This is a genomic window from Halobacillus sp. BAB-2008 (genome assembly GCF_000328325.1).
In the GTDB taxonomy this organism is placed as follows: domain Bacteria; phylum Bacillota; class Bacilli; order Bacillales; family Halobacillaceae; genus Halobacillus.
In genome coordinates this window covers 1-12,147 of sequence record NZ_ANPF01000024.1, presented here as the reverse complement: position 1 = coordinate 12,147, position 12,147 = coordinate 1, and the positions used below count along the sequence as shown (strand labels likewise).

The 12,147-nt window shown below is 46.8% G+C and carries 10 protein-coding genes and 1 pseudogene; 2 read left to right on the top strand and 9 right to left on the bottom strand.

Annotated features, from left to right (window positions below):
• Nucleotides 1-16: 16 nt before the first annotated feature.
• The 9 genes and pseudogenes from cls to D479_RS06375 all read right to left on the bottom strand — a co-directional run bounded on the left by cls (nucleotide 17) and on the right by D479_RS06375 (nucleotide 9,693).
• Nucleotides 17-1,459 (bottom strand): cardiolipin synthase, encoded by a 1,443-nt coding sequence (cls, locus tag D479_RS06415; protein ID WP_008634964.1) that lies wholly within the window; start codon nucleotides 1,457-1,459, stop codon nucleotides 17-19.
• 156 nt (nucleotides 1,460-1,615) lie between these two features.
• On the bottom strand, nucleotides 1,616-2,158 hold the full coding sequence (locus tag D479_RS06410) for a transcription repressor NadR (protein WP_008634962.1): 543 nt from the start codon (nucleotides 2,156-2,158) through the stop codon (nucleotides 1,616-1,618).
• 81 nt (nucleotides 2,159-2,239) lie between these two features.
• Complete coding sequence (locus D479_RS06405) at nucleotides 2,240-3,697, bottom strand: sucrose-6-phosphate hydrolase (protein ID WP_008634961.1); 1,458 nt, start codon at nucleotides 3,695-3,697, stop codon at nucleotides 2,240-2,242.
• 13 nt (nucleotides 3,698-3,710) lie between these two features.
• Nucleotides 3,711-4,654, bottom strand: a pseudogene (locus D479_RS06400) (aminoimidazole riboside kinase).
• A 157-nt stretch (nucleotides 4,655-4,811) separates the two neighbouring features.
• Complete coding sequence (locus tag D479_RS06395) at nucleotides 4,812-5,306, bottom strand: PTS glucose transporter subunit IIA (protein ID WP_008634959.1); 495 nt, start codon at nucleotides 5,304-5,306, stop codon at nucleotides 4,812-4,814.
• 167 nt (nucleotides 5,307-5,473) lie between these two features.
• Entirely contained in the window at nucleotides 5,474-6,646 is a 1,173-nt protein-coding gene (gene megL / locus D479_RS06390; RefSeq protein WP_008634958.1) for a methionine gamma-lyase, read from the bottom strand.
• 74 nt (nucleotides 6,647-6,720) lie between these two features.
• On the bottom strand, nucleotides 6,721-7,911 hold the full coding sequence (locus D479_RS06385; RefSeq protein ID WP_008634957.1) for an MFS transporter: 1,191 nt from the start codon (nucleotides 7,909-7,911) through the stop codon (nucleotides 6,721-6,723).
• Nucleotides 7,911-8,342 carry a MarR family transcriptional regulator gene (locus D479_RS06380; protein ID WP_008634956.1) on the bottom strand — a complete coding sequence of 144 codons (432 nt, stop codon included), beginning with the start codon at nucleotides 8,340-8,342 and terminating at the stop codon, nucleotides 7,911-7,913. Before D479_RS06380 ends, D479_RS06385 begins: the two co-directional genes overlap by 1 nt.
• A gap of 94 nt (nucleotides 8,343-8,436) precedes the next feature.
• The gene (locus D479_RS06375; protein ID WP_008634953.1) at nucleotides 8,437-9,693 is read right to left on the bottom strand and encodes an HDOD domain-containing protein; all 1,257 of its coding nucleotides are present in this window, start codon (nucleotides 9,691-9,693) and stop codon (nucleotides 8,437-8,439) included.
• 142 nt (nucleotides 9,694-9,835) lie between these two features.
• On the opposite strand from D479_RS06375, the gene D479_RS06370 reads away from it, so the two are divergent.
• A complete protein-coding gene (locus D479_RS06370; protein ID WP_008634951.1) occupies nucleotides 9,836-11,422 on the top strand; it encodes an FAD-dependent oxidoreductase in 1,587 nt (528 codons plus the stop codon).
• 145 nt (nucleotides 11,423-11,567) lie between these two features.
• Nucleotides 11,568-12,147: EamA family transporter RarD (gene rarD, locus D479_RS06365; RefSeq protein ID WP_008634949.1), on the top strand; the 580-nt coding region annotated here is incomplete at its 3' end.

The following is a 12,147-nucleotide window of genomic DNA, read 5'->3' as shown; positions in this document are numbered from 1 at the left end:
TTATTTCCGCTTCTATCTAAAGAATCGGTGATAACAGCCTGGAAATGGCTTCTTTAAACCTTATCCATTTCGATCTGGATTGATAGAGCTTCAAAGTGAGCTCTGTCGAATCTGCAATGTCTTCCTGAAATCGGTCTGCCAGTGTTTTGGAGATATCCGGATGGTAGAGGAAGGCATTGACCTCAAAATTCAACCGAAAGCTTCGAACATCGATGTTTGCTGTTCCGACGGATGCTATATTCCCATCAACTACTAACGTTTTCGCATGCAGGAACCCCTTTTGATATACATAAATGGTTGCTCCCGCCTTCAGCATATCGCCGATATTGGAGTAAGTAGCCCAGTATACGAATGGATGATCCGGCTTGTTGGGGATCATAATCCTGACGTCGACCCCGGAAAGGACAGCTACGCGGAGTGCATCCAGCAAACTGTCATCAGGAATGAAGTAAGGCGTTTGAATGTACACATAATCCTTAGCAGACAGAATCATCTTAATGTACCCATGCTTGATCTGCTCCCATTCGGAATCCGGCCCGCTGGAAACGATCTGCATGCCGACATCCCCCTTCGGTTCCGCCTGATAATAACGCTCTTCATAGACGATATCCCTTCTGGAAGCCTGATTCCAGTCGAGAATGAAGCGCGTCTGCATGTGATTGACCGTTTCCCCTTCCACTCTCAAATGCGTATCACGCCAGTATCCGAAACGCTTGTTGAACCCTAAGTATTCATCGCCGATGTTGAAACCGCCGATGTAACCGATCTTCCCATCAATAATTGCCAGTTTTCTATGATTACGATAATTGATTTTGAAATTGACCTTTGGAATAAGAGACGGAAAGAAAGACTCGACTTGAACTCCTGCCTCGACCAGCTTCTTCTTGTACTTTCTCTTCAAGAGCCTCGAGCCCATATCATCATATAGTAATTTTACCTCAAGTCCCTGCTGTGCTTTCCTTATCAGGACGTCCGCCAGCCTCTGCCCGAGATTATCATCTCTAAGAATATAATACAGCAGATGAATGTGATCCTCCGCTTCTTCAATATCCTGCATCAGAGCATGGAATTTCTTCTGGCCGTCCGTGAATATTTCCACTTCATTGTTCTGGGACAGCAATGCATCATTATTCTTTAAGTGCATATAAATTAAATCTTCATATGGAATGATGTCCTCATGATACACTTCCAGCTTATCCTCCTTGATCGCCTGCAGCTGCTCCTGCACAGCGGTCAGTAAGCCAAGCCTGCTTTTCTTATCCCACGTAAAAATTTCTTTGTTGCTCAAACGCCTTCCGAAGATTAAGTATAAGATAAAGCCGACGATCGGTAAGAACAACAAGACCATCAACCATGCCCACGTCGCACTTGCATCCCTTCGTTCGAGGAACACAATCGCCAGAGCGAGAAGAACGTTAAATGCTAGGAGAAAGCTGAGTATGTGAGGTAAAAAATCCATTGGAATCACCTGCCTTTACCTATCTTACGATTATTATTTAAATATACCACACTCATCCCCGAAACCACCCTGATTAAAACAGAGGGATATCTTTTCCGCTTCATAAGAAAAAAGGGAGATGCTTCTTGATAAAGCATTTCCCTTTTTTCTGCATGGCTATTGATTCAGAAGAATACCGGCTTCTTGCAAGGCTTCTTCTGCTTCATTCAATGCTTCCTTATTATCCGCTGCTATCGTGTGGGTGTGAATACCTCCCGTGAGTTCCAAAAGATACGAGGCGTTGGTGGACTCGACCTTCCGAATGAACTTCTTCACATCCCGCCTGTTCGCTATGCGCAGCTGAGCTGTCAAGTCGCCGTAAATCGGATGTTCTACGACGACGTCCTGGACATGGACTCCGTGGTCAACAAGAATATTCAATTCTTCTTCCGTTGATTCACCGGCATGCTGGCAGACAATCGTCCGTTCGAATGCCATGTCTTCTTTCGCATCTGTCATGTACATGTACCCCTGACTAGTAGCGACAATCGGTTCATTGGCAGCTTTCAACAAGGACACATCGCCGACGATCACCTGGCGGGTCACGTTCATTTCCTCTGCCAGAGAGCTTCCCGTTACAGGAGTACGCTTCTGTTTCAATAACGTTAGAATATGGTCGCGCCGTTCACTTGCTTTCATTTTTTTAGAAGATTGACTCATCACATGACCCCTCCGTACGATTAACATAAGAACATTTTATCACAATCTGTATTTATTCTGGAAGCACACGTCCGTTAGCAATCAGGCGTGTTGAAAACCATCCAGCTTCCATTGTTCAATAGAGAATGTACTTTCACCGAGGGAGGTGAACAGAATATGTTCTTCTTCCGGCTGAGGGAAGATTCGTGAAGTCATAACTTCTTCCCCTTCATTTATGAATACTTCAAGAGAGGAGTGGTCGACGTACAAACGCATACTCTTCAACCCTTGTTCAAGGGCGACCCGACGGAATTCCGTTTTCGTTTTGTCCTCCAAATGGGGCCTGGACAAGGTGAGCACGCCGTCCTTATAACTTAAAGAAGCGTATTGGAAAAGCTCGATGGCGAATTGATCCTCAATTTTCTCAAACTCCAGGTTCCACTCAACGCTTTTCCCTTCTATCCCTCTGATTGCCTTTTGATCATTGTTAATCGTAATAGACGAATGAAGGAGCACCGGTCCTCTCATCTGCTTAAGCTCTTCCGCAGGCTTCTGAATGATCTGCGTGCCATTCCAGGTCAATTCTCTCGGAAGGGTCATGCAGTGAACCCACTGATATTCGATGGTTGGATGGGCCTGTTCATACTGGTCAGGCACACCCATCCATCCGAAGAGAAGCCTTCTCCCCTGTTCGTCCAGGGTCGTTTGAGGGGCATAGAACTCAAACCCTCGGTCTAGTTCCCGGAAGTCTTCGTGCTCAAGCTTTCCAGTGTTGTAATCAAGAGCACCTGCGAAGTATCCACTCTGATACGTATTGGCATAGTTCATACCTTGAGGTTGCAGTCCTTGAGGCGATACGATCAGGATGTCTTTTCCACCTAGTTCAAACAAGTCGGGACATTCCCACATATAACCGAAGGAGCCAAGGGTCCCCTCCCCGCTTCCTGTCACCGGACCCATCAACTCCCAGTTCTTTAAGTCTGATGACTGGAACATAACAACTTTCCCTTGAAGATCTTCGCTTTGTGCTCCAATGACCATATACCAATGATCGGCTTTCTTCCAAACTTTTGGATCTCTGAAGTGAGGTGTGTACCCTTCAGGAAGGTTGACAGCCACCCCTTGTTTCTCGAAGTGTACACCGTCTTGCGATACTGCGATGCATTGATAAGCCTCCCGGTTATCATTCTCGTCTTTCACATTTCCCGTATAGAAAAGATAGAGTTCATCATCATGAACCACTGCACTTCCTGAATAAACTCCGTTTTTGTCAAACCAGTCCGAAGGCGTCAAAGCTATGGGCTCATGCCGCCATTTCACTAAGTCTTCGGAGGCGTAATGGCCCCAAAACTTCGCACCATGGCCGGTGTCGAAGGGCATCCATTGGTAGAAAAGATGGTACGTACCTTTCCATTGAATAAATCCGTTCGGATCATTCAGCAGCCCGACCGGGGGCATATGATGATACTTCAGGCGGTAAGGATCGGATTCCACTGTGTCCTTATGCTTCTCCACTTCTTCGTTAGCTAGTCTTCGTAATTCTAAATCGCGTTCTGACAAAACGACGCCTCCCTTATTTCAAATATCCTTCGACCTCATCCAAGGTCGGTAATGCCGTCATTGCCCCTTTGGTCGCGGCCGCAAGCGCACCCGATACACTTGCAAAACGAGTAATCGATTCCATGTCTTCCATAGATAACTCGTCAACAGCTTGATTACGCTCGCTTAATTGATAAAGGATCCCTGAAACAAAGGCATCCCCCGCTCCTGTGGTGTCGACAGCTTTTACTTTCATAGCCGGAACGTGGACATGACCGGAATTTGTAAACAGATGACTTCCTTCCCCGCCCATCGTTACGTAAAGCAATGGAATGTCATACGATGCAAGTGCTCTTACACCTTTATCTATTTCCTGTTCCCCTGTAAGAAATTCCAATTCTTCTTCTGAGATTTTCACAACATCCGCCTCTCCGAGCATAGAAAGAATTGTTTCTTTCGCCTGCTCTCCGGAAGGCCACAACCCGAGTCGGAGGTTAGGATCATAAGAAACAATCATCCCTTCTTCTCGGGCACGCGCAACCGCCTTCTTGGTAGCAGACTTCGAAGGCTCATTGATCATGGAAATCGAACCGAAGTGGAATAAGTTATGAGCTCGGAATAAATCATCATCAATCTCTTCTTCCTCAAGAAAACGATCGGCACTTGGGTCGATGTAGAAATCAAAGCTTCGTTCTCCGTCTTCCCCAAGCGTAACGAATACGACACCGGTCCTCGTGTCCTGCGTTAAGTACATGTGGTCCGTATGTACACCATAGCTGCCCAGTGTCTCTTTCAAAAAGCGTCCGAGTACGTCGTCTCCTACTTTACCGAGGAACGTAGATTTTGCTCCAAGCCGTGCAAGACCGACGGCTACGTTAGCAGGTGCCCCGCCGGGACTTTTTTGAAAATTGATGTTCTGATCATCCAAAGGGATAAAATCGATCAGGCTTCTCCTAAACTGATGATACCTTTCTTCATATCACTCATCCTCTCTTTACAATTGGCCGTTCCCTTACCATTGGGACAAACTCTGTTTTCATTATACGTCGTTCCCGGTAACGTTTCCAATCCTAATCTAAGAAAGTTTCCGATCTAAAAAAAAGCCCTTGAAATACCTCATCAAGGGCTTGTCCTTTTATTTTGTCTGGAGTGTGGCAACGGTCGTCTGACCTGCGCTTGCACCGTCGGAATAAGCAGGGTCGAATTGATCGACGATATCATCATAGTTCGTGATGACCACTGGTGTAATCGTGCTTTTCGCTTTCTCTTTCACTAATTCAACATCGAACGTGATCAAATGATCTCCGACATCCACGTGGTCGCCGGTTTTCACATGTCCTTCAAACCCTTCTCCTTCCATGGAGACGGTTTCAAGACCGATATGGACAAGAACTTCCACACCGGATTTCGTTTTAATTCCGATCGCGTGATTCGTCGGGAACAGCTGGACAATTTCTCCGGAAACGGGTGCCACGATCTTTCCGTCGCTGGGTTCGACAGCGATTCCGTCCCCCATCATCCGCTGACTGAATACAGGGTCGTCCACTTCGTCCAGAGGTACAACCTTACCATTTACAGGTGCTACGATTTGCTCTTCTACACTTTTCTTACCAAATAGTTTCTTAAACATACTGCATCGTCCCTTTCTGCTTATCATTTGTATTTAGAGGGTATTGCTGTCCGTTTCCTTCCTCACATTATCCATGTGGTTCTTTTCCCTTCAAAAAATAAGGTAAACGCGGAACCTTTGTCCATTTAAAGAAGAAGCCGGTTCAAATTGCTCCGGCTTCTTCCCGCTCACACGGATAATGCTTGATATATATCATGCCAAATATCATCAGCTGCTTCAAGTCCTACGGACAGGCGGATCAGCGAATCGGTAATCCCCATTTCTTCCCTTTTGTGTGCCGGTACGACTGCATGGGTCATCGAGGCGGGGTGCTGAATAAGCGTCTCCGCATCCCCAAGGCTGACGGCAATCCGAATAAACGATAATCTGTCAATGAAGTTCTGCGCCTCACGCTTGCCTCCACTCAGTTCAAAAGCAACGACTCCACCGCCATTTCTCATCTGTCGGCCGGCCGGGCTGTCTATCTCCCTTACTCCAGGATAATAGACACGCTCTACTCTCGGGTGAGAAGCTAGCTTATCAGCAATCACTTGTGCATTCGAACTGTGGCGATCCATACGGACATGGAGCGTTTTTAATCCTCTCAAAAGCAGCCAGGCATCAAAAGGAGACAATACTCCACCTATGTCCTTCTGTTCCGACATTCGAAGACGGTTCATGAATTCTTCATCGCCGACCACAAGACCTGCAATAACATCTCCGTGTCCGCTGATATATTTCGTCGCACTATGGATAACAATATCGCACCCTTTTTCCAATGGGCGCTGGAGATAAGGGGTGCAGAATGTATTGTCCACCACGACCGGAACACCATATTCCTTAGCTACTTTTGCGACTATCTCAAGATCAATCACCCGCATTGTAGGATTAATCGGCGTTTCAATGAAGACACACGTCGTCCTATCCGTTATTTGCTCCCGCACTTCCTCTTCTGTCCTCATATGACTGAAACTGTGTGTAATGTCATACTTCTCCTCCATCATGGTAAGCAGCCCGAATGTACATCCGTATAACCCGTTGGAACACAGGATATGATCCCCTGTTTTCGTCAGGGCGATCAACACAGCGGAAACAGCTGCCATTCCCGATGCAAAAGCAAGCCCTTTCTCGCCGCCTTCCAACACAGCGATTCTATCTTCCAACGCCCGCACGGTCGGGTTTCCGAGGCGCGTATATATATACCCTTCCTCTTCCCCGGCAAATCGGCGCTCCCCCTCCGCAGCCGATGAGAACGAAAAAGTGGACGTTTGAAAAATCGGTGCTGCTAAACTTCCTTCGTAGTTTCTTTCCGGACCACCATGGATCATCTCTGTCTCTATCTGTTTTTTCTCCCTTTTCATACCTATCTCTCCCACCTATATATTGTAAGCGTTTACAATAATCTTAACAAAAGAAGGAGGGAAAGACCTCCTTCTTAACTACTATATTCTATGCGGGGGCTCGCCTTCTGTTTCCTTCTTCCATGGAGAACCATATAAATGATGATCCCGGCAAAAACAAGGAAGGAACTATTAAAATACAGAGAAGAAAAGCCGATTCCTGATGCCACTGCTCCTACTACGTAAGAGCCGACACCCATTCCCGTATCGAAGATTGCGAAGAAAGTAGCTGTCGCGGCACCGGGGCGCTCCGGCACTTTTTTCAATGCAATCGTTTGAAAGCTCGGGACGATGGTTCCCCAGCCTAAGCCGATCAAACCGCCGGAGATGAGCAGCAGCAAGCCGCTGTCTGCGATGCTCAATAGAATCATTCCGATTCCAAAAACGGCAATCGCAGGAACGACGATGACGTTCTCTCCGTGCTGATCAAACCATTTGCCTGTAAATGGACGAGAAAGGAGGAGCACGACCGCATATACGACAAAGAAGAATGTTGCATATGTTTCCAGTCCCAGCCCCTTCGCATACACGGATACAAACGACAGCACCCCGGAGTACGCGAGCGCCATCACTGCTCCCGTCAGCGCAATCGGGATGACCGTTACTTCAAAGAGGCCTGACACTTTCGGAACGAAGCTACGCTGCATCGATCCACTACGTTCCTCCGATATCGTAATAAACAGAGCCGTCACCAAAGCAGCAAAGGCGAAGACAAGGCACGTCAGGAACATGAAACGAAACCCCGTATTCTTAACAAGGAACAGTCCAAGGAAAGGTCCGATGACCATGGCTATATTCATAGACATGGCAAAGTACCCCATCCCCTCGCCTTTCCTCTGAACTGGAATAACATCTGCCGCCATCGCGCCCAGAACCGTCGTCCCCATACCAAATCCGATTCCTTGAAGAAAGCGAATAGCGAGTACAGCCGTAAAGGCGTCCGTCAACAGGTACAAAACTGCACTGACTCCAAAAATGGAGAGCGCGGTCAGAGCAATGCGGCGCCTTCCAATCGTCTCCACCCAATGTCCCGTCAATGGACGGATGAGAATGGCAGCGATAAGAAAGATCGTAATGACAAGTCCAGCTTCCCCCTCCCCGACGTGAAGACCGTCCATTGCATACAACGGCATCGTAACGAACATTAAGTAAAAGACGAGAAATAAGAAAAAGTTACTGGCGCATACCGTCAAAAAATTCTTCGTCCATAGTGGTTCCTTTTCCATCAATTTGACTTCCTTCTTTCCTTCGAAATTATATCCGATAAATGCTTGATTAAAGACTCCAGATCCCGTTCATTATCCGCACCCAGTTCCTTCAGAAGCCTTTCTTCTGAATCTTGGATGGCTTGCTGCCATCTCGGGAATGCTTTTGTGCCAGCCTCGGTAAGAGTGATGTCATTTGTTCGTTGATCTTCGCTGGGACCTTTGGATACGTATCCCAAACTCTCTAATTTAACGATGACCCTCGACAAAGGAGGCGCTTCGATATTAAGCCGCTCTCTCAATACGGACTGCGTCATCACTCCTCCATTGGAATACAGTTGGAACAGGACAGCCCAATGGGACATGTAGATTTCTTCCTCCTTGAGCGCTTCATTCAAATATTGATTCACATTACGGGATAATTGCTGAATGTGGTGAAAGATGAGTGACACTATACTCCTCCTTTCTTTACCTAGGTAACGGTTGTTGTAAAAAAATACTCTCTAAACACATAAAGAGTATTTTAACATGATGTTCCAGGTCTGTCTATTCTGTTATTTTTTCCATAAAGTTCTCTTGAAACAGCTCTTCCGTCCAAGAGACAGCCTGGGCGTATATTTCAAACACCGTAGACACGTTCAAAGGCATCCCGCCTAACGACTCTCCCAGCTTCTGAAAATCTGCCGTCTCCAAATGGACAGCTAATTCAAGGATTTTCCGGAAACGGTTTTCACCGCCTTGAAGAGCTGCTAAGATATCTGCCTCCAGCGGCAGGGTGCTTACTGCTTCCGCCAATGGGCGCTGAGTGATGACATCAATAAGAGAAAGAAATCCCGTTAGGAAATGTCCGTCTGCCATATCTCCTTCTCCTGAAGCCAAAGCCAGTTGTTCACACACCTTTGCCCTGGTCAGACTCGTTTTCATAACCAATTGCTCCCGAGGGTGCGTGGGAGGAGCAGCATTCTCTACTGTCAAGACGTACATCCACTTTTTCAGCGTCTCGGTGCCCAGCAGCATGACTGCCTGCTTGATGGAGTGAATGGAATACTTCGGCTTATAAAGGGAAGAATTGATCAAGCGGAGCAGTTTATAGGTTAATGCGAGGTCCTGCTCCAATATGGATGTCACCTTATCGACATCGACTGACTCCTCCAGAACAGACAATTCACGAATTAACCGCAGATACGTAATGTTCAGCGGCATAATAGAAGACGCTTGGACGATAACAGGCTTGCTGTAATAAAATCCTTGAAACAATCGGAAGCCTTCCTTCATACAACGCTGGTGTTCTTCCAATGTCTCCACCTTCTCTGCAAGAAGAGTCAAAGAAAAATCTTCCGCCAGCTGGATGATCTTCCTACGATTTTCATCAGAAACCGCTCGTACGTCCACTTTTAGAATATCAACATAATGCAGAAGTTCCATCAAGGCCGGCCTGTTAATATCGATCATGTCATCCAGGGCTATTAAGTACCCTTTCTGCTTCAAGTCCCTGCACACCCGGATCAAATCCAGACTTAAAGAGACGTTCTCGAGAATCTCGATGACCAGCTGATCCGGACGGAAATATTCCGGTACTTTCTCCAGCAATAAGTCTTCCGTAAAGTTAATGAAACATGGTTTGTTCCTGGAAAGGCGCTCCAAGCCGATTGTAATAAACCCGTTCATCAACACCTCAGACGTCGCCTTGTTCGGATCTACCGGCACAAAACGATTCTCTTCACTATTCCTATATAACAATTCATAACCGAACACTTCATCGGCAGCCGTTAAAATCGGCTGTCTCGCCACAAACACATACATTTTCCAACCTCCCTCCAACGCACGCATACACTTCCTCAATTATACTACAAACCCATTTACTTGTTAATTTTGGAGAGTATATACATGAAACGGTAAAGAAAGGAAATAATGAAGATAAAGAAACGTTCATAGGAGGAAAAGCATGGGACATCACGAGAAATGGACACAACCAGAGCCGATGTGGCGCGAAAATTTACGCCTGCCTGCTTTCGAAGCACTCAAAGAAAATAAACAAACAGAAGTCACAGTCGTCGGCGGTGGCATCACAGGAATTACAACCGCTTATCTGCTTGCAAAAGAAGGCAGACAGGTAACCCTGATTGAATCAGATGTACTGTTGAATGGGACCAGCGGCCATACGACTGCTAAAGTAACGGCCCAGCACGGGCTGATCTACAATGAATTGTTAAAACACTTCGGGGAAGAATCGGCTGCCTTATACTACCAGGCTCAGATGGATGCACTCCAAACCATGGAGAATCTTATTACCAAACACAAGATTGACTGTGAATGGGAGAAAGAAGATGCATTTCTATTCTCCACTACGAAGCAGGGAGCTCATAAGCTCGAACAAGAATACGAGGCCTATCAAAAACTGAAAATTGAAGGTGCGATCGGAGACGAGGTCCCTTTTGACAGTGATGCCAACCGGACGCTCCTCATGACAAACCAGGCGCGATTTCATCCAGTGAAGTATTTGAAAGGACTTGTCGACGAATTTATCCGTCTTGGCGGCGAAGTCTGCGAACACACAAAGGCCGTGGACGTGAAAGAAGCCGAAAGAGTTCATGTACGCACCGGGGAAGGGTTCACACTTACAAGCGACTACGTCATCTCCTGCAGCCACTTCCCTTTCTATGACGGAAAGGGCCTCTACTTCAGCCGCATGTATGCAGAACGCTCTTATGTCATAGCTATTGAGCCGGAAAAGGCCGTACCACCAGGGATGTACATCTCTATTGATGAACCTAAACGCTCGATAAGAACAGCCGACTACAACGGAACTTCTGTACTGCTGATCGGAGGCGAAAGCCACAAAACAGGCCAGGGTGTCGATACTTCCTTTCACTACCGGGCCTTGGAAGAATTCGCCTCCGAGACATTCGGCATAAAACAGAAGCTGTTTCAGTGGTCTGCGCAAGACTTGACGACGCTTGATAAAGTACCTTATATCGGACCAATAACAAGGAACAATCATCGGGTTTTGATCGCTTCCGGCTTCCGCAAATGGGGCATGACGAACGGAACACTCGCAGCCATGCTGCTTCGTGATTATGTTATGAGAGAGCAGTCCCTCTATCACGAATTATTCAAGCCGGCCCGTTTCAAAGCAGATCCAAGCATGAAACACTTCCTGTCCCAAAATTTTGATGTCGCCAGTCACTTAATCGAAGGAAAACTGGAACTTGTCGCTGACCGTCCGGAAACATTGGATAAGGGCGAAGGGATGGTTGTCCAATGGAAAGGAGAGCGCGCCGGCGCCTTTAGAGATGAAGAAGGGAAGCTTCATGTTTTGGATACAACCTGTACCCATCTAGGCTGCGAAGTGGAGTGGAACAATGCTGAACGCACTTGGGACTGTCCATGCCATGGATCGCGTTTCGCTTTTGACGGGTCTGTGATGGAAGGACCTGCCGACCGTCCGCTTATGAAGCTTGCTGTAGAAGACGAAAAAGATATTCCTGTCCAACTAGAAGAGGATTCGAATGGAAATCAAAATCAAATCTGATTGGAATAAAACCAGACACCACTTCCTCAGGTGTCTGGTTTTATTATCTTTCCTGCGTCTTTTTCCCTGCTGTCCTTTCCAGGAATCGGTGCTATAATGATTCGTATGAAAAATTTTAAGAGCCACACAGAAAGGACTTCTTCACATGGACAAAGAACAAAAAGCAGGCATCCTTCTCACTGCCGGTTCCTACATATGCTGGGGATTCCTCCCTATTTACTGGAAGTTGATTCAGCACATCCCAGCCTTTGAAATTCTCGCCCACCGGATCGTCTGGTCCTTCGTGTTCATGGGAATCGTGATTTTGGCTACTCGTAATTATCATGCATTCCTAAAACAGGCTCGATTGATTCTAAAAGATAAAAAACAGATCATCGGAATTGTATTTGCTTCGATCACCATCAGCATTAACTGGGTTGTTTACATACTGGCTGTCAATACAGGGCATGTGGTAGAGGCAAGTCTCGGCTACTACATTAATCCCCTGGTGAGCATCCTGCTCGGAATGATTATTCTTAAAGAGACATTTTCAAAAGCACAGTGGACCGCCTTCCTTCTTGCAGGTCTGGGCGTCCTCTACATGACATTCCATTTCGGTTCCATTCCATGGCTCGCCCTGCTTCTCGCATTCAGCTTCGGTGCGTATGGACTACTGAAGAAGCTCGTCCCGCTCCACGCTATGTTCGGACTTGCATTAGAAACCATGATTGTAACTCCTGTGTCCG

Coding starts and splice junctions, on each gene's coding strand:
- cls (WP_008634964.1), bottom strand. CDS start 1,459: ATGGATTTTTTACCTCACATACTCAGCTTTCTCCTAGCATTTAACGTT.
- D479_RS06410 (WP_008634962.1), bottom strand. CDS start 2,158: ATGAGTCAATCTTCTAAAAAAATGAAAGCAAGTGAACGGCGCGACCAT.
- D479_RS06395 (WP_008634959.1), bottom strand. CDS start 5,306: ATGTTTAAGAAACTATTTGGTAAGAAAAGTGTAGAAGAGCAAATCGTA.
- megL (WP_008634958.1), bottom strand. CDS start 6,646: ATGAAAAGGGAGAAAAAACAGATAGAGACAGAGATGATCCATGGTGGT.
- D479_RS06385 (WP_008634957.1), bottom strand. CDS start 7,911: ATGGAAAAGGAACCACTATGGACGAAGAATTTTTTGACGGTATGCGCC.
- D479_RS06375 (WP_008634953.1), bottom strand. CDS start 9,693: ATGTATGTGTTTGTGGCGAGACAGCCGATTTTAACGGCTGCCGATGAA.
- D479_RS06370 (WP_008634951.1), top strand. CDS start 9,836: ATGGGACATCACGAGAAATGGACACAACCAGAGCCGATGTGGCGCGAA.